Below are 18307 nucleotides of genomic sequence, written 5' to 3' on the forward strand. Positions count from 1 at the left end.
CTCGAAGGTAGCCGGACATCCGGGTGTTTTACCAGGTCGGGGGCCTGTTTTCCCGAATGGGGGACGATCCGCCCGGCCGGGCGGAGACGTCCCGTCACCCCGGTACCGGCCGGGCGCCGGTGGGAGTCGGGACGGTCAGCCGGCCGGGCGCCGGGCGGTGTCGGGGCGGGCGGCGCGCACGGCGTCGCGGTGCTCCCGCATCGCGGTGACCATCGTCGCCATGAAGCGGTGCACGGTCTCCAACTCGTCGTCGCTGAAGTCGGCCATCGCCTGGTCGGTCCGCCGGCCCAGCGGCTGGAAGAACGACATGGCCAGCGCGGCGCCCCGGTCGGCGTAGCGCAGGAACACCTTGCGCCGGTCGGCGGTGTCCCGGTCCCGCCGGATGTGGCCGGCCCGCTCCAGGCGGTCGACCAGCGCGGTGACCGAGCCGGAGGAGAGTTGTAGCTGCTCACCCAGCCGCCCCGGGGTGATCGGCGTGCCGAGCAGCTCGGCGTCCATGACGGCGATCAGGGCGTGCAGGTCGGTGGGGTTGAGCCCGTGCAGCCCGGCGAAGGCGTGCCCGATGTGCTGGGCGTCGACGGAGTACCGGCGCAGGTCGTTGGCGATCTCGGCGACGAGCTGGTCGCGGCGGCTCTCGCGTCGCCGATACATGCCGTGCGCTGTCACGCCGTCGTTTCCCCCCGCCGTCCCGGTTCCGCTTGCAGCATAGATGAGCGACGGATAATCTCGCCTGTCAAGATACTCGACAGGCACGCTATTCGTGACCGGCGCGTCGGCCCGTCGAGGCGCACTGCCGTACCGGGACCTCGTCCCGGCAACCCTGAGGAAGCCCGATGTCTGTGTTCACCCGCGTCGCCCGGGGCCGGCTCGCCGCCTGGCTCACCGTGGCCGTGGCGATCGTCCTCGGCGCGGCCGTCTTCGGGTTCCCGAAGCCGGACAACCCCGCCCCCGTCTCGGCCACCGGCCTGTCCGTGCAGTGGCAGTCGACCCAGGTCGAACGGCTCCAGGACGAGCTGCCCGCCAGCGGGGTCCAGCCGGCGGTCGTCGTCGTCAGCCGCGCCGACGGTGGGCCGCTCACCGAGCCGGACCGCGCCGCGGTCACCGGCGCCTCGGGCGAGCTGGGCCGGTTCGCCGCCGGCGGGCGGGTCAGCCCGCCGCAGACCTCTCCGGACGGCACCGTGGCGCTCGTCGCCGTCCCGCTGTCCACCGCCGGCGGCCACGCCACCGTCGCGACGACGGTGGCCGACCTCCGCGCGGCCCTCGACGGCCTGCCCGACGGGCTCACCGCCGAGGTGACCGGCGCGCCGGCGTTCACCGCGGACCTGACGAAGGTCTTCGACGGCGCGGACATCACGTTGCTCGCCGTCACCGCCGGCGTCGTCGCCCTGCTGCTGCTGATCACCTACCGCAGCCCGTTCCTGTGGATCGTGCCGCTCGTCGTCGTCGCGGCCACCGAGCAGCTCACCCTGCGCGCCGTGGACACCATCGTCCCGGCCGTCGGCATCCACCTCCAGGAGGGCCAGGTCACCGGCATCGCCAGCGTCCTGGTCTTCGGCGCCGCCACGGACTACGCCCTGCTGCTCATCGCCCGCTACCGGGAGGAGCTGCGCCGCGAGGAGGACCGTTTCGCCGCCATGCGCGCCGCCCTGCGCCGCACCGCCGAACCCATCCTGGCCAGCGGCGGCACCGTGGTCCTCGGCGTGCTCACCCTGCTGCTGTCGGAGCAGGAGACCAACCGGGCCCTGGCGGTGGCCTGCGCCACCGGCGTGGTGTTCGCCATGCTGTCGGCGCTGTTCGTCCTCCCCGCCGTGCTGGTGATCTTCGGCCGGGGGCTGTTCTGGCCGTTCGTGCCCCGGGTCGGCGGCCCCGTCCGCGAGGGCCGGCTCTGGGGCCGGCTCGGCGCCGCCGTCGTCCGCCGGCCCGTGCTGGTCGCGGCCCTCGCGACGCTGCTGCTCGCCGGGCTCGCCCTCGGTGGGCTCGGCATCCGCACCGGGCTGTCGGAGACCGAGCAGTTCCGGGTCAAACCCGAGGCGGTGGCCGGCGCGGAGACCCTCGCGAAGGCATTCCCCGCCGGCACGACCCAACCGGTCGCCGTACTCACCACCCCCGCCGCCGTGGCGGCCGTCACCGACGCCGCCGCGGGCGTCCCCGGCGTGGCCTCGGCCCGGCCGGGAAACGCGGGCGCGACCGTCGCCCAGGTCGACGTGGTGCTGGCAGCCGAGCCGGGCACCGCCGCCGCGGACCGGGCGGTCGAGGCGCTGCGGGACGCCGTCGCGGCGGTCCCCGGCTCCGCGCCGCCGCCCGTCGAGGGCGCCGACCCGTTCACCGGTGCCGTGGTCGGCGGCACGGTCGCCGCCACCTACGACTCCGACCAGGCCGACGCCAAGGACCTGTGGCTGATCCTGCCGATCATCCTGCTGCTCGTCGGCGCGGTGCTCGTGCTGCTGCTGCGCGGTCTGGTCGCGCCGCTGCTGCTGGTGCTCACCGTGATCGCGTCGTTCTTCGCCAGCCTCGGCGCGGCGTGGCTGCTGTTCGACCACGTTCTCGGCCTCCCGGCGCTGGACAGCGGCGTCCTGCTGCTCGCCTTCGTGTTCCTGGTGGCCCTCGGCGTGGACTACAACATCTTCCTGGTCACCCGGGCCCGCGAGGACGCCCGGCGCACCGGCACCCGGGACGGCATGCTGTCGGCGCTGCGCGTCACCGGCGGCGTGATCACCAGCGCCGGCGTCCTGCTCGCCGCGGTCTTCGCCGTCCTCGGCGTCCTGCCGCTGATCACGCTGACCCAGATCGGGGTCATCGTGTGCATCGGGGTGCTGCTCGACACCCTGCTGGTACGCACGGTGCTCGTGCCGGCGCTCGCGCTCGTGCTCGGCGACCGCTTCTGGTGGCCGGGTCGGATCGACCGGACGCCCGAGGACGCCCCGGCGGACCGGGACCGCGGGCCGGCCGAGCCGGCCGTCACCCGCGGCTGACCGCCCCACCCGCGCCGACGCGGGGGGATCGCGGCGGGCCGCCGTGCCCCCGCCCCCGTCCCCCGGCCCCTGCCCGCGTCCCTACCCCGGGCCGACGCGGCGGCCCGGCCGAGCCCCGTCGTCGGCCGTCGGCGGGGTAAGCCCGTCGTCGGCCGCCGGTGGCGGCCCCGCCTCGGGCGTCGCCGCGCCCGGTCCGCCGCCGCCCGCCGCCCGGTCCCGGGTCGCCCAGGCGACCATGAACAGCGCCGTCCAGGCCGAACCGAGCAGCACCGAGGTGACGGTGCCGCTGGCGCTGCTCAACCCGAGGTAGAGCCGGGCACCGCCGATCGCCGACACCCCGGCCGCGGCCACCGTCCAGGCGGCCACCGCCACCGGCCAACGCGCGCCCCGGGACAGCAGCCAGGCCAGCGTGCACAGGCTCGCCGCAACGACGGCGTTCTGCGTCGGAAACAGCGCGCTCTCCTGCTCCCCCGACGCCGCCCGTCCCGGCGCGGCCAGGTCGGTGACCACGGCGAGGACCACCAGCGGCAGGAACGCCCCGACCGAGCCCACCACGCTGAGCAGGTCGGCCCGCCACGGCCGCTGCCGCCAGGCCAGCACGGCGGCCAGCACGGCGACCAGCGCGATCAGCGTCGAGCCACGCAGCACCGAGACGAGGGTGAACGCGACGTCGACCGTGCCGGGGGTGCGCCGCTCGGTGAACCAGCCGGCGATCGCGTCGTCGACCGCGGCCAGCCCGCTCCACCGCATCGCCGCCCCGAGCAACCAGGCGACGGCGAGCCCGGCGGCGAAGAGCAGCGCGAGCCCCGCCGCGAGGTTGATCAACAACGTCCAGGCCGGGCCGACCCGCATGGCCAGCAGGAAGAACAGCACGCCGTACCGGGCGGCGAGCCAGCGCACCGGCGGCAGCGCGGCCACCCGGGCCAGCAGCGCCCGCGCCGGGTCGGGGTGCCGGCCCAGCCAGCGGCCGACCAGCACCACGGCCAGCACCCCGCCGAGCAGCACCAGCACCGCCCCGGTGGCCCGCCCGAGCAGCCGGGACACCGTCTCGTACGACTCCCCGGCCACGTTGCCCAGCAGCACCGACCCGCCCACCCAGGTCACCACCCCGGCGAGGTTCCACGGCGCGAACCGGCGGTAGGACATGCCGGCGGCCCCGGCCAGCCGGGGCGCCAGGGTCCGGGCGAAGGCGACCCAGCGGGCGGCCAGGACCCCCCGCCCGCCGAGCCGCTCCAGCAGCTCGTCCGCCCGCCGCCAGCGGCCCGGCCCCACCCGGGCGCCCAGGCCCGAGGCCCGCAGCCGGGGCCCGTACCGGCGACCCGCGCGGAACGCCACCGCGTCGCCGGCCACCGCTGCGACAATCATCACCAACAGCGCCGGCCCCAACCGAAGGGCACCGGTGTACGTAAGGAAGCCGACCAGCAGCAGGGTCGCCTCCCCGGGCACCAGCAGCCCGACGATCACCGCGGTCTCGCCGGCTACGATGGCCGCGGCGACCAGGTAGACCAGCAGGGGCGGCAGGTCCCGCACCGAGTTCAGCAGATCGTGCACGACAGCCCCCGGATCACGGCGGCCAGCATGCCAGCCGGGGCAAGCAGGGCGACAGCGGTTCCGGCACAGATCCGGGTAGCGCCGGGGTGACCCCGACGCCGCCCCTGATCCGCACAGGCAGGAGGATGGAACCCATGCAGCTTCGCACCGACCTCCGCAACGTCGCCATCATCGCTCACGTCGACCACGGCAAGACCACCCTGGTCGACGCCATGTTGCGGCAGGCCGGAGCCTACGGCGCCCGCGGTGAGACGACCGAGCGGGTGATGGACTCGGGGGACCTGGAACGGGAAAAGGGCATCACCATCCTGGCCAAGAACACCGGCGTGCGGTACCTGCCGGCGGACGGCTCCGACCCGGTCACCATCAACATCATCGACACTCCCGGGCACGCCGACTTCGGCGGCGAGGTGGAGCGGGGCCTCACCATGGTCGACGGCGTGGTGCTGCTCGTCGACGCCAGCGAGGGCCCGCTGCCGCAGACCCGCTTCGTGCTGCGCAAGGCGCTGCGCGCCCGGATGCCGATCATCCTGGTGATCAACAAGGTGGACCGCCCCGACGCCCGGATCAAGGAGGTCGTGGACGACACCTACGAGCTCTTCCTCGACCTGGACGCCGACGAGGAGCAGATCGACTTCCCGATCGTCTACGCCTGCGCCCGCGACGGCATCGCCTCGCTCACCCAGCCCGCCGACGGCTCGGTCCCCCAGGACAGCCAGAGCCTGGAGCCGCTGTTCCGCACCCTGCTCGACACCATCCCGCCGCCCGCATACGACGAGGACGCGCCGCTCCAGGCGCACGTGACCAACCTCGACGCCTCGCCGTTCCTCGGCCGGCTGGCGCTGTGCCGGGTCCGACAGGGCACCATCGCCAAGGGCCAGACCGTCGCCTGGTGTCGCACCGACGGCACCAACCAGCGGGTCCGCATCTCCGAGATGCTGATGACCGAGGGCCTGGAGCGCAAGCCGGCCGAGTCGGCCGGACCGGGCGACATCATCGCGGTCGCCGGCATCCCGGAGATCATGATCGGCGAGACCCTGGCCGACGCCGAGAACCCGGTCGCGCTGCCGCTGATCACCGTCGACGAGCCGGCCATCTCGATGACCATCGGCACCAACACCTCGCCGCTGGTCGGCCGGGTCAAGGGCGCCAAGGTCACCGCCCGGATGGTCAAGGACCGCCTCGACAAGGAGCTGGTCGGCAACGTCTCCCTGCGGGTGCTGCCCACCGAACGGCCCGACGCCTGGGAGGTGCAGGGCCGCGGCGAGCTGGCCCTGGCCATCCTGGTCGAGCAGATGCGCCGCGAGTCCTACGAGCTGACCGTCGGCAAGCCGCAGGTGGTCACCAGGGAGATCGACGGGAAGACCTGCGAGCCGGTGGAGCGGCTGACCATCGACGCCCCCGACGAGTACCTGGGCGCCATCACCCAGCTTCTGGCCACCCGCAAGGGTCGGATGGAGCAGCTGGTCAACCACGGCACCGGCTGGATCCGGATGGAGTGGCTGGTGCCCGCGCGCGGGCTGATCGGCTTCCGCACCGAGTTCCTCACCGACACCCGGGGCACCGGCATCCTGCACCACGTCTTCGAGTCGTACGAGCCGTGGTTCGGCGAGCTGCGCACCCGCAACAACGGCTCGCTGGTCGCCGACCGGGCCGGCGCGGTCACCTCGTTCGCCATGATCAACCTTCAGGAGCGCGGCCAGCTCTTCGTCGAGCCGACCACCGAGGTGTACGAGGGCATGATCGTCGGCGAGAACTCCCGCTCCGACGACATGGACGTCAACATCACCAAGGAGAAGAAGCTCACCAACATGCGGGCCTCGACCTCCGACGAGACCGAGAAGCTGATCCCGCCGCGCAGGCTGTCCCTGGAGCAGGCCCTGGAGTTCTGCCGCGAGGACGAGTGCGTCGAGGTGACCCCGGCGGCCGTGCGCATCCGCAAGGTCGTCCTCGACCAGACGCAGCGCGCCCGCACGGTGGCCCGCCGCAAGCACGCCGGCTGACGGCCGAGCACCACGCGCCGCGCGGGCCGGGAGGGACCACCTCCCGGCCCGCGCCGCACCCGGCCCGCCGGGGACGTCCGGATCCGCTACGGTCACCGGCATGATCTGGGACGACCTCGACGCCCAACTGGACCCGCTGCCGGGCACCATCTCGGCGTACCTGGGCCGGCTCGACGCCGCCCCCACCTGGACCCGCCACCCCGACGCCACCCACTACGCGGCCAGCACCATGAAGGTCGCCGTGCTGCTGGCCCTGCACCGGGCGGCCGAGGCCGGCGCCCTCGACCTGGCCACCCACGTCGACGTATGCAACGAGTTCGACTCCGCCCAGCCCGGCACACCCCGGTTCTCCTGCGCCCGGCACTACGACAACGACGAGGCCGTCTGGCAGCGGGAAGGCCACGGCGCGCCCCTGCGCTGGCTCGCCGAGCGGATGATCGTGCGCTCCAGCAACCTGGCCACCAACCTCTGCCTCGCCCACGTCGGGCTGCCCGCCGTGGCCGACGCCTGGGCCCTCGCCGGCGCCCGGCACAGCGTCACCGGGCGCGGCATCGAGGACTTCGCCGCCCGGGAGGCCGGGATCACCAACCTGGTCACCGCCGCCGACCTGGCGGCCCTGCTCGGCGGGCTGGCCGCCGGGGCGACCCGGCCCGGCCCGCTCGCCTCCCCCGCCGGCTGCGCCGCCATGCTCGACGTCCTGTTCGCCCAGGAGCTCCGCGAGGACCTCGCCGCCGGGCTACCCGAAGGGGTCCGCATCGCCCACAAGAACGGCTGGGTACGCGGCGTCCGGCACGGCGCCGGGGTGGTCTACCCGCCCGACGCCCCGCCGTACGTGCTGGTGGTCTGCACCACCACCGACCTCGCCGACGGCGGCGCCACCGGCGACGAGCCCACCGACGACGCCTGCCGGCTGCTCGCCGACATCTCCGCCCGGGCCTGGGCCGCCCGCCACGACCTGCGCCCCGCCGGCTAGCCCGCCGCCCCCCGGGTGGGCCCGCTGGCGGGCCCACCCGGGGTCGACCCGGCGCGCGCCCCGCCGGTGCCGGCCTCAGTCCAGCAGGTTGTCCCGTAGCGCCGCCAGGTGCGCGTCGGTCAGCCCCAGCCCGTCGCGCAGGTACCGGTCGAACGAGCCGTGCACCCGCCGGACCTCGTCGTACGCGGCGTCCAGGTACGCACCGCGCACCTCCATCAGCGGCCGGATCGCCGCCTCCGCCAGCTCCGGCTGCCGGGCCCGCATGGCCTGGAGGACAACCTCCCGGAGGCTCTCCGTCTGCGAGTTGGTCCGCAGGTAGTCGGCCCGAATCGCCGCCTCGTCCACCCCGACCGCCGTGAGCAGGACCACCGACAGCCAGCCCGTGCGGTCCTTGCCGGCCGAACAGTGGAACAGCAGCGGCAGGCTCCCCACGTCGGCGGCCAGCCGGGCCGCCGCGCCGAAGCCCGCCCGGGCCGCCTCCCCGGTGACGAACCACCGGTAGATCCCCGCCATCGCCGCCGGGCTGCCCTGCATGGCCAGCTTCGCCTCCGCGCCCAGGTCGTGCCCGAGCAGCACCTCCGACACCGCCGTGAACACCGGGTGGGCCGCGTCGTACACCGGCAGGCGCACCACCCGGGGCTCACCGGCCAACCGGTTCGGCGGGGCCGCCACGATCTCCGAGTCGCCGCGCAGGTCCACCACGCAGGCCGGGGCGATCCGCGCCAGCGTCGACAGGTCCTCGTCGGTCAACCGGCCCAGCGCCGGGGTGCGGATCAACCGGCCCGTTCGCACCCGCCGCCCGCCCGCGCCCAGCATGCCGCCGAGGTCCCGCGCGTTCGGCGCGCCCACCAGCTCCCAGTCCTGCCCCGTCATCCGGCCTCCCCAGTCGTCGTGCAATGCCGTATAGGGTGCCGCACATGACGATCGCCGCGGTACACACCCACCGGCTTTCCGCACCCCTGCACACCCCGTTCGTGACGGCGCTGCGCCGTACCACCACCGTGGACACCCTGATCGTGGAGCTGGTCGACGACGACGGGCGGTCCGGGTTCGGCGAGGCGCCGCAGGTGTGGCAGGTGACCGGGGCGTCGCTGGCCGGCGCCGAGGCGTGCGTCCGGGAGATGCTCGCGCCCGGCCTGCTCGGGCGGGACGCCGACGACCTGGTGGCCCGCTGCACCGAGGTGCAGCGCCTGGTGGTCGGCAACGAGGCCGCCAAGGCGGCGGTGGACACCGCGCTGCACGACCTGGCCGCGCGCCGGCTCGGCGTACCCCTGGTGCGGTTGCTCGGCGGCACGGCCCTGCGGGTGCCGACGGACGTCACCCTGGCCGCGGGCGACGCCACCGACCTGGCCACGGCCGCGCGGCAGCGGCGGGCCGAGGGGTTCACCGTGCTGAAGCTGAAGGTGGGCACCGACGCGGCGGGCGACCTGGAACGGGTCCGCGCGGTCCGCGCCGCCGTCGGCCCGCAGGTGCAGATCCGGCTCGACGCCAACCAGGGCTGGACGCCCCGCGAGGCCGTCCGGGTGATCCGCGGCATCGAGGACGCGGGGCTGGACGTGGAGCTGGTGGAGCAGCCGGTGGCCCGCTGGGACCTCGACGGGCTGGCCTGGGTCAGCGACCGGGTCGGCGTGCCGATCCTGGCCGACGAGTCGGTGTTCGGGGTTCGCGACCTGGTCGAGGTGATCCGGCGCCGGGCCGCCGACATGGTCAACGTCAAGCTGGCCAAGTGCGGGGGCCTGCACGCGGCGCGCACGCTGCTCGACCTGGCCACCGCGCACGGCGTCGGCACCGTGGTCGGCTCGATGATGGAGAGCCAGGTCGGGCTGGGGGCCGCGGCCAGCCTGGTGGCCGCGTACCGGACCACCGCCGTCTCCGACCTCGACGCCGCCTGGTGGCTGGCCCGGTCGCCGGTGCGCGGCGGCATCCGGTACGACGGGGCGACGGTGCTGCTGCCGGACGCACCCGGTCTCGGCATCACCTCCGTGTCTGTAGCAAACATGCAGCCACATGGTTGATGCTTGGCGCTTTTTTTCATAGGGTCACGGCAGGGGTCGCCGCGAGCTGGGGGTGGACGTGGAACTGCAACCGGGCCGCGAGGCCGTCGTCCGGGTCGCGGTCGCGACCCTGTGGTCCTGCCCCGAGGCGGTACGCCCCGTCGACCGCCCCGCCCTCGACCCGCACGCCGACGTCGCCGCCTGGATCTCCGGCATGGACCCCGACCAGCAGGTGGGTGACTGCGTCCTGAGCCAACTGCTGTTCGGGGAACGGGTGCTGGTCACCACGCTGCGCCCGGACGGCTGGGCGCACGTGGTGGCCGTCGAGCAGCCCGCCGCGACCTTGGACCCGCGCGGCTACCCGGGCTGGCTGCCGACCGCCCAGCTCGCTCCCCTGGCGGCCGACGACCCGCGGGGGGAGGCCGCCCCCTGGGTCGTCGACGCGACCGTCACCGCCCTGCGGGCCGCCCCGGCCGGCGAGCCGGTCGTCGCCGGCGTCGTCCTCGGCACCCGGCTGGCCCCGGCGGGCCCGCCGGCCGACGGCTGGCGCCCCGTGCACGCCCCCGGGCACGACCGGCCGCTCTGGCTGCCCGACAACCACCTCGTGCCCCTGCCCACCGAGCCCCCGCCCGCCCGGGACGTGCTGGCCGTCGCCACCCGGCTGCGCGACGTGATCTACGTCTGGGGCGGGGTGTCGGCGTACGGGATCGACTGCTCCGGCCTGGTGCACCTGGCCTGGCGGCGGTTCGGCGTGCTGCTGCCCCGCGACGCCGCCGACCAGGCCCTGGCGACCACCCCGCTGCCGCTGGGTGCCGAGCGGCCCGGCGACCTGTACTTCTTCGCCCGGCCCGGCCGGCGGATCCACCACATCGGCTTCGTCAGCGCCGAGCCGGACGCCGACGCGGACCGGCGCCTGCTGCACGCCTGCTACCAGCACCGACGGGTGCTGGAGGAGGTGATGCCGGCCGACCGGACCGCCACCCTGGTCGGCGTGCACCGGGTCTGACCCGTCGGCGTGCACCTGGCCTGACCCGCAATCGCCCGGCCCGGCGCCACGACTCCACCGGAGCCTCACCCGACCGGCCCGGTTCAGCCGCGAAGCGCGCTCCCGGTACCGGGAGCGCGCTTCGGTTGCCGTTCGAGCGGTTGAGCCTCGTCGGGGTTGGGCCGTCAGCCTCGGGCGCCGGCCAGCTCGCGCCGCCGGTCCCGGGCCGACTTGATCAGGCTGGCCACGGTCGCCACCAGCAGGGTGCCGAGGATGACCACCAGGGAGAGCCAGATCGGGATGTGCGGGGCCCAGCCCACCGGCTCCCCACCGTTGACGAACGGCAGGTTGTTGTCCGCCAGGGCCTCCAGCACCAGCTTCACGCCGATGAATCCGAGCACCACGGACAACCCGACAGTCAGGTAGACCAGCCGGTCCAGCAGCCCGCCCAGCAGGAAGTAGAGCTGGCGCAGCCCCATCAACGCGAACACGTTCGCGGTGAAGACCAGGTACGGCTCCTGGGTGATACCGAAGATCGCCGGGATCGAGTCCAGCGCGAAGATCAGGTCGGTGGTGCCGATCGCGATCATGACGACCAGCATCGGGGTGAACAGTCGGCGAGCGCCCTCGTGCGTGGTCATCTTCGCGCCGTCGTAGTCCCGGGAGATCGGCAGCGCCCGCCGGCTCCACCGGATCAGCAGGTTCTCGGAGAAGTCGTCCTCGCTCGGCTCACCCTGGCGGAAGAAGTTGATCGCCGTGTAGATGAGGAACGCGCCGAACAGGTAGAAGACCCAGGAGAACTGCGAGATCAGCGCCGCGCCGGCGGCGATGAACCCGCCGCGCATGACCAGTGCCAGCACGATGCCGACGAGCAGCACCTTCTGCTGGTACTGCCGGGGCACCCCGAAGCGGGCCATGATGATCACGAAGACGAAGAGGTTGTCCACCGAGAGGCTGTACTCGGTGAGCCAACCGGTGTAGAACTCACCGGCCACGCCGGGGCCGGCGGTGAGCCAGAGCCCCACGCCGAAGATCAGGGCCAGCCCGACGTAGAAGCCGACCCAGAGGCTCGACTCGCGGATGCTCGGCTCGTGTGGCCGACGACCGATGATCAACAGGTCGACGACCAGGACCGCTGTCAGTGCGACGAGGGTCCCCGCCCACACCAATCCGGACACGTTCAATCCAATCCTCCGGCAGACACGCGGCGTCGGGCACACCGTACGCCCCGTGCGGGCGGGCGGGGTGCGGCAACGCGGACACTGGTGACTGTCGGAGGTCTCTTCCGCCACCGGCCCACGAGTGGACCGGTGACCGACGGAGCCGGGTCGCGCCACCGGGGGCCGGTGGTCGACCGTGCTGACGACTCCGTCGCGGGGGAATACTCCCCTCCTTCGTCGCCATTCTTCACCATCGAGGCCTCCGACCGCATCTTCGGGTCCGCACATCGACGATCCCACCACGCCCGTCGTGACGGAAGTCTCTACCGACAGACCTTCCTAGGAGACCACCCCACCCACGCCCGACCCGCTGCCGCCCCGCCTCCGGCGACCAAGATCCTCCTGCAAATTCACGGAACGAGTGGCCATGCGGCGGTCCGAGGCCACTCATTCCGTGAATTTGCACGTCTTGGCGGGCGGGGCGGGCGGGGGTGCGTCCGGTTGGCGGGACGGTCAGCCCGCGTCGTCCGGGCCGGCCGGGGACGTGGCAGGCTCGGGGGCATGGTGCTTGAGGTCGCGCTCATCGACGTGACGCCCGGACATGAGGACGCGTTCACCGCCGCGTACGCGCGGGGTCACGAGATCCTCGCCACGACGCCGGGCTGCCGCTCGGTGCGGATGACCCGCGGCGTCGAGTCGCCGTCGCGGTTCGTGCTGCTGGTCGAGTGGGACTCCGTCGAGGCGCACGAGGCGAACTTCCGGGGCACCGAGCGGTTCACCCGGTGGCGGGAGCTGATCGGCCCGCACTTCGCCGGTCCGCCGCTGGTCGAGCACTTCGTCGACGTCCCGGCCTGAGCGGCACCGGCAGCACCGGGTACGCCCGCCCGCAGCGGTCGGTCGCAGCGCCCCGCCCACACCGGTCGATCGTCGATGTCGTACCCCTCGCCTATTGTGCGCCTGACGCGTCGGCCACCGGTCCCGGCGGGCTCGGGGCCGCCGGGCCCGGTGGGCGCGCGGCGATAGTCGCTGGTCGACCAGGTGATCGACTCCGCGAGCGGTTTCAACCGGCACCAGTGAGCCGCGCGCCCACCACCGGTGGGCGCCCGCGCCGGGCCCAGCCCTGTGGCGGCCGGGGTCGGGGCGGGTTCAGTCCTGCGGCGGCCGGGGCCGGGGCAGCACCGGCACCGCCTCCGGCCGCACCCCGGAGGCCAGCGGGTGGCCGCCCGGACCGGTCGACGACGGCAGCGCCGGGTCGTCGGCCAGCCGGGTCAGCAGCGCCGTCGTCTCGGCCGCCGAGAGGGCGGCGTCGAGCAGCCGGTCGACCACCGCGTCGTACCAGGCGAGGTCGGCGGCGGTGACCAGCCGGACGTCGGTGGTCAACGCCTCGATCATCACCGTGCGGGGGTCTGCCGGGTCGGGGAAGGAGTACCGGGAGAACGGGGTCAGCGGGTGGGCGCCGCCGGTCGTGACGCCGGGCGGCATCACCCTGATCGTCACGTTCGGCTTGCGGGACAGGACGACCAGGTGGCGGAGCTGCTCGCGCCAGACTCCGGCCGGCACCCCGACCGGGTCGCAGGCGGTGAGTTCCAACAGGGCCGTGTAGCGCGGCGGCTCGGCGCGGTGCAGAACCTCCTGCCGGACCAGTCGGGCCCGCACGTCGGCCTCCACGTCGACGTCGGGGTGCAGCCGCCGGGCGCCCCCGAGACACAGTTGGGCGTACGCCGGGGTCTGCAACAGGCCCGGCACGACGGCCGGCTGGTACTCCACCACGGTCGCCGCCCCGGCCTCCAGCTCGGCGTACGCGCGCTGGCGCTCGCCCATCCCGCCGAGCGTCTTCCACCAGCCGCGACCGGTGGCCGCGTCCCGGGCGATGACGATCAGTGCGTCGCGTTCCTCGGCGGCGACCCGGTAGACGTCCAGCAGGTCGAGCACGTCGGCGAGATCCGGTCGGCTCTGGCCCAGCTCGATGCGGGACAGCTTGGAGGTCGACGCCCAGCCCAGCCGCTCGCACACCTGCTCAAGGGTGAGTTCCTCCCGCCTGCGTAGCTGGCGCAACTCGGCACCGAGTCGCGCACGTCGAATCACCGGACTCGTTGGCAACGGCATCCCCGCCTCCCAGGACGGAGAGTACGCAGATCGATCACACTCTGCAATACCTTGCTCGCCGTCCGCAACGGGCACGGGTGTCTCGCCCGTGGCCGCCGCCCGCATCCGCCGATGTCAGGGGCGGTAGGTGCCGAACGACGAGACGTTGCCCGCCGGGGCCGGGCGGCGCAGTCCCGGGCGTGGTCGGTGTCGAACGGCGCGCGGGCGCAGGGGGCTCGGTCACTTCACGCCAGCCGCGTCCATCCCCCGTAGCTCCTTCTTGAGGTCGGCGACCTCGTCGCGGATGCGGGCGGCCAGCTCGAACTGCAACTCCCGGGCGGCGGCCAGCATCTGGTCGTTGAGTTCCTGGATGAGCTGGGCCAGGTCGGCCCGGGCCATCCCCTCGCGGGACGGGCCCGCCGCGCCGATCCGGCTGCGGCTGCGGGTCTCCTTGACCGGCGCCTTGCCCCGGGAGAGCTGCCGCGCCGCCCCGCCGACCCGGGAGGTCTCGGTGTCCTCCGCCTCCCGGTAGATGTCGTCGAGGATGTCGTGGATCTTCTTGCGCAGCGGCTCGGGGCTGATGCCGTGTGCCTCGTTGTGGGCGATCTGCTTGTCCCGGCGCCGGTTGGTCTCCTCGATCGCCTCCGCCATCGACGGAGTGATCTTGTCTGCGTACATGTGCACCTGGCCGGAGACGTTCCGGGCGGCCCGGCCGATGGTCTGGATCAACGACCGGCCGCTGCGCAGGAAGCCCTCCTTGTCGGCGTCGAGGATCGCCACGAGGGACACCTCGGGCAGGTCGAGGCCCTCTCGGAGCAGGTTGATGCCGACCAGCACGTCGTAGTCGCCCTTGCGCAGCTCGCGCAGCAGCTCCACCCGGCGCAGGGTGTCCACCTCGGAGTGCAGGTAGCGCACCCGGATGCCGTTCTCCAACAGGTAGTCGGAAAGGTCCTCGGCCATCTTCTTGGTCAGCGTGGTGACCAGCACCCGCTCGTCGCGCTCGGTGCGCAGCTTGATCTCGTGCATGAGGTCGTCGATCTGGCCCCTGGTGGGCTTCACCACCACCTCGGGGTCGATCAGGCCGGTCGGGCGGATCACCTGCTCGACGAACTCGCCCTGGGCGCGCTCCAGCTCCCACGGCCCGGGGGTGGCGGAGAGGAAGACCAGCTGGCCGACCCGCTCCAGGAACTCGTCGAAGCGTAGCGGCCGGTTGTCGGCGGCGCTGGGCAGCCGGAAGCCGTGGTCGATGAGCATCCGCTTGCGGGAGGCGTCGCCCTCGTACATGCCGCCGATCTGGGGGATCGTCACGTGCGACTCGTCGATGACCGTGAGGAAGTCGTCCGGGAAGTAGTCGAGCAGGCAGTGCGGCGGGCTGCCGGGCAGCCGCCCGTCGATGTGCATGGAGTAGTTCTCGATGCCGGAGCAGAAGCCGACCTGACGCATCATCTCCAGATCGTAGGTGGTGCGCATCCGCAGCCGCTGCGCCTCCAGCAGCCTGCCCTGCCGCTCCAGCTCGGCGAGCCGCTCGGCCAGCTCGGTCTCGATGTCGCGGGTGGCCCGCTCCATCCGCTCCGGGCCGGCGGCGTAGTGCGTGGCCGGGAAGATCATCAAGCTGTCGACCTCACGCACCACGTCACCGGTGAGCGGGTTGAGGTAGTAGAGCTTCTCCACCTCGTCGCCGAACAGCTCGACCCGGACGGCCAACTCCTCGTACGCCGGGATGATCTCCAGCGTGTCGCCGCGCACCCGGAACGTGCCCCGCTGGAAGGACATGTCGTTGCGGGTGTACTGGATGTCGACGAGGCGACGCAGCAGTTGGTCGCGGTCGAGCTCCTGCCCGACGGCGACCCGGACGGCCCGGTCGAGATACTCCTCCGGGGTGCCCAGGCCGTAGATCGCCGAGACCGTGGCCACCACGACCACGTCGCGGCGGGTGAGCAGCGACATGGTCGCCGAGTGCCGCAGCCGCTCGACCTCCTCGTTGATCGAGGAGTCCTTCTCGATGTAGGTGTCGGTCTGCGGAATGTACGCCTCAGGCTGGTAGTAGTCGTAGTAGGAGACGAAGTACTCCACCGCGTTGTGCGGCAGCAGCTCGCCGAACTCCTTCGCCAACTGGGCGCAGAGCGTCTTGTTGGGGGCGAGCACCAGGGTCGGGCGCTGCAACCGCTCGATGAGCCAGGCCGTGGTGGCGCTCTTTCCCGTGCCGGTCGCGCCGAGCAGGACGGTGTTGCGGTCGCCACGCCGCACCCGGCGCTCCAGGTCGTCGATGGCTGCCGGCTGGTCGCCGGCCGGCTGGAACTCGCTGACCACCTGGAAGCGGCCGTCGAGTCGGGGAATGTCGAGCGCCATGACCCCAACGGTACGCCGGGGGTCCGACACGCTGCGGCGACTACCGTGAGTCAGTGATCGGCTTCAATATTCGCATTGTGTGGCACATCTCACCACGCTAGGGTATGGGCCGTAGGCCGCTCGCGGCGGCCGTCCGGGCCGGCGGCCTGGCCACAACGGCCGACACGCCCCCGGCACAGGGGGTCGCAGCACCCGGACATCACCGGCGTGCGCACCCGAGGTGGTCGCGCGATGCGCAGACCGGCCGCCGCGAGCGCCCCCGACAGGGGGCGATTCGGGCGTCACCTGTCACGCGCGCCGGACGTTCATCCTGCCGTGGACAACTCCCCCGCGCCGACGCCCCGACCCGACCGGGACCGTCGCCCACCGGGTGCCGGCGCCGGACCCGACCGGATGCCGCGCAGGCCGGGCGCCACCGCCGTACCCGGCCTGGACCGTCGTCCTCCGGCAACCGGCGCCGGACCCGACCGGAACCCGACCGGACCGGGCGCCGGCGCCGGGCCCGGCCGGCGCGACGACGGGCGTCGGCGTACCACCGTGGTCGTCCTCGGTGTGATTGCCGTCGCCTCCGCCGTGGGCCTGGCCGCCGGTCTGCTGACCTGGGCGCCGACGGCCGCGGAACCGGCCCGGCCACTGACCCCCGCCGAGGCGGAGCGGCTCGCCGCCGTGCGGGTCACCAACCACCGGGACGTCCGCTCCGGCCTGCGGATCACGATCGGCACCGCCGCCGCCCGCACCGACGTGGTGGGCTGGGTGGACTGGTCCCGGCCGCTGGCCTACCTGGACGTCGGCGGCCCGGGTGCCGGGCCGGGCCGGGGCCTGCTCCAGGCCACCCCCGGGCTGCTGATGACCCGGCCCGACCCCACGGCGGTGCCGGCCCCGGCACCCCCGCCGCTGGTGCCCCCGGTCGACGGATGGCGGATCGCCGACCGGCCCGTCGACCAGCCCCTGCGCCCCGCCCTCGACCTGATCTTCGCGCTCGCCGCGTCGCGAACCGAGCCCGCCGGGGCGTTCCCTGCCGGTACCGCCCGGTGGCTGGCCCGGGCCGAGGCGGGCGGGCAGCCGGTGGACGTGCTCCAGGCCCCGCTGCCCGACGACGCCGGCCGGCGAGGACGCCAGGACGCCCCGGGAGGCGGTCGACCTGCCACGTCGGGCACGCCCAGCGGCCCAGCCGCCCGCACCGCCTCCCCCGGCGCGTCCCGGACAACCGGCGCGCCCCGAACGACCCGGACAACCGGCACCGCCCGGACAACCGGCGCGCCCCGAGCGCCCCAGGCAACCGCTGCGCCCCGAGCGACCCGGGCAACCGGTGCGACCGGTGCGACGGAACGCCGCTCCCCCCGGGGGGCGACCGCCACGTCGGCCCGCACCGTCTCCCACCCGCCCGGCACGGCGGGCTGGCCCGGCCCGGCGGTGAGCCTGCCGGCCGCAGCCGCGCGGCCCGCCGGCACCGCGCTCCTCGACGGGGCCGCGCGCTGGTGGATCGACCGGGACGCCCGGCTGCACCGGTTGGAGGGACGACTGCCCGGCGGCGTGCCGGTGACGCTGGAGCTGCAACGGGCCAACCGGCCGATGCTGTGGCCGGTGGCGGCGCTGGGCGGCCGGGCGGGGCTGCCCCGAGCGCTCACCGGCCCCGAGGAGGACCGGTTCGCGCGAACGGCGGCCCGGACACGCGCCGAGGGTGGCGCCACCGCGACCCTCACCGCGCCCGTCGCCCCAGGCGTCACCCTGCGCGGCACCGGCTGGATCAGCTGGACCGAGCGGGCGGCGTACCTGTCGGTCGGCGCACGCGACGCGCCCGTCGGGCAGACCCTGCGCCGCTACGACGCCACCGGGGTCTGGTCGGCGCCGTACGCCGAGGACAGCCTCGTCGCACCGCCGCTACCGCCCCCACGCACCGGGTACACCTGGCAACGCGACGGGACCGGGGGCGACGACGTCGACGCGCTGCTGGCCGTCGCGCTGCGGGCCGGCTCGACGGCCGGTACGCCCCGGCCAGCCACCCGGATCCGTGGGGACCGCCTCGCCGACCGGACCGTCGACGTCATCGAGGTGGACGCCCGGCCCGGCCGGCTGCGCTACTGGACCGACCGGGCCGGCCTGCTCCGCCGGCTGGAGCTGCGCACCCGGCTCGGCACGTACGCCCAGCTCGACCTCGTGCCGGGGCGGGTGCCGGCGCTGCCGTCGCCCGTCCCGTCCGCCCGCGAGCCGCGGCGCTGACGGTCCGTCGCCGCA

Annotated in this window: 13 protein-coding genes; 7 read left to right on the plus strand and 6 right to left on the minus strand. The window is 74.2% G+C overall.

Going from position 1 to position 18307, the window contains the following annotated elements:
- Window positions 1-135: 135 nt before the first annotated feature.
- Window positions 136-651: a MarR family winged helix-turn-helix transcriptional regulator gene (locus tag C5N14_RS20590; protein ID WP_117669762.1), complete on the minus strand. Its 516-nt coding sequence runs from the start codon at window positions 649-651 to the stop codon at window positions 136-138.
- A 182-nt stretch (window positions 652-833) separates the two neighbouring features.
- On the opposite strand from C5N14_RS20590, the gene C5N14_RS20595 reads away from it, so the two are divergent.
- Entirely contained in the window at window positions 834-2972 is a 2139-nt protein-coding gene (locus C5N14_RS20595) for an efflux RND transporter permease subunit (protein ID WP_117669763.1), read from the plus strand.
- Window positions 2973-3053: 81 nt separating this feature from the next.
- Here C5N14_RS20595 and C5N14_RS20600 read toward each other — a convergent pair whose 3' ends face one another.
- Window positions 3054-4523: a DedA family protein gene (locus tag C5N14_RS20600; RefSeq protein WP_117669764.1), complete on the minus strand. Its 1470-nt coding sequence runs from the start codon at window positions 4521-4523 to the stop codon at window positions 3054-3056.
- A gap of 134 nt (window positions 4524-4657) precedes the next feature.
- On the opposite strand from C5N14_RS20600, the gene typA reads away from it, so the two are divergent.
- Both typA and C5N14_RS20610 read left to right on the plus strand, forming a co-directional pair.
- Window positions 4658-6526: a translational GTPase TypA gene (typA, locus tag C5N14_RS20605; RefSeq protein ID WP_117669765.1), complete on the plus strand. Its 1869-nt coding sequence runs from the start codon at window positions 4658-4660 to the stop codon at window positions 6524-6526.
- A 100-nt stretch (window positions 6527-6626) separates the two neighbouring features.
- Entirely contained in the window at window positions 6627-7499 is an 873-nt protein-coding gene (locus C5N14_RS20610; RefSeq protein ID WP_117669766.1) for a serine hydrolase, read from the plus strand.
- Window positions 7500-7574: 75 nt separating this feature from the next.
- On the opposite strand, the gene C5N14_RS20615 is transcribed toward C5N14_RS20610, so the two are convergent.
- Window positions 7575-8372: a tyrosine-protein phosphatase gene (locus tag C5N14_RS20615; protein WP_117669767.1), complete on the minus strand. Its 798-nt coding sequence runs from the start codon at window positions 8370-8372 to the stop codon at window positions 7575-7577.
- 44 nt (window positions 8373-8416) lie between these two features.
- Between C5N14_RS20615 and C5N14_RS20620 the strand changes: the two genes are divergently transcribed.
- Together C5N14_RS20620 and C5N14_RS20625 are read left to right on the plus strand one after the other, a co-directional pair.
- A complete protein-coding gene (locus tag C5N14_RS20620) occupies window positions 8417-9514 on the plus strand; it encodes a mandelate racemase/muconate lactonizing enzyme family protein (RefSeq protein ID WP_117669768.1) in 1098 nt (365 codons plus the stop codon).
- 58 nt (window positions 9515-9572) lie between these two features.
- Window positions 9573-10499: an NlpC/P60 family protein gene (locus C5N14_RS20625; protein WP_117669769.1), complete on the plus strand. Its 927-nt coding sequence runs from the start codon at window positions 9573-9575 to the stop codon at window positions 10497-10499.
- A gap of 164 nt (window positions 10500-10663) precedes the next feature.
- On the opposite strand, the gene C5N14_RS20630 is transcribed toward C5N14_RS20625, so the two are convergent.
- Entirely contained in the window at window positions 10664-11662 is a 999-nt protein-coding gene (locus C5N14_RS20630; protein ID WP_117669770.1) for a TerC family protein, read from the minus strand.
- 537 nt (window positions 11663-12199) lie between these two features.
- On the opposite strand from C5N14_RS20630, the gene C5N14_RS20635 reads away from it, so the two are divergent.
- Window positions 12200-12493 (plus strand): antibiotic biosynthesis monooxygenase, encoded by a 294-nt coding sequence (locus C5N14_RS20635; RefSeq protein ID WP_117669771.1) that lies wholly within the window; start codon window positions 12200-12202, stop codon window positions 12491-12493.
- Window positions 12494-12784: 291 nt separating this feature from the next.
- Here the strand turns inward: C5N14_RS20635 and C5N14_RS20640 are convergent, their stop codons facing one another.
- Together C5N14_RS20640 and uvrB are read right to left on the minus strand one after the other, a co-directional pair.
- On the minus strand, window positions 12785-13744 hold the full coding sequence (locus tag C5N14_RS20640; protein WP_117669772.1) for a helix-turn-helix transcriptional regulator: 960 nt from the start codon (window positions 13742-13744) through the stop codon (window positions 12785-12787).
- Between the two features lie 219 nt (window positions 13745-13963).
- The gene (gene uvrB / locus C5N14_RS20645) at window positions 13964-16072 is read right to left on the minus strand and encodes an excinuclease ABC subunit UvrB (protein WP_117669773.1); all 2109 of its coding nucleotides are present in this window, start codon (window positions 16070-16072) and stop codon (window positions 13964-13966) included.
- Between the two features lie 537 nt (window positions 16073-16609).
- Between uvrB and C5N14_RS34225 the strand changes: the two genes are divergently transcribed.
- The gene (locus C5N14_RS34225) at window positions 16610-18292 is read left to right on the plus strand and encodes a hypothetical protein (RefSeq protein ID WP_128763615.1); all 1683 of its coding nucleotides are present in this window, start codon (window positions 16610-16612) and stop codon (window positions 18290-18292) included.
- Window positions 18293-18307 lie beyond the last annotated feature (15 nt).

This window comes from Micromonospora sp. MW-13 (genome assembly GCF_003434305.1).
Taxonomy (GTDB): domain Bacteria; phylum Actinomycetota; class Actinomycetes; order Mycobacteriales; family Micromonosporaceae; genus Micromonospora.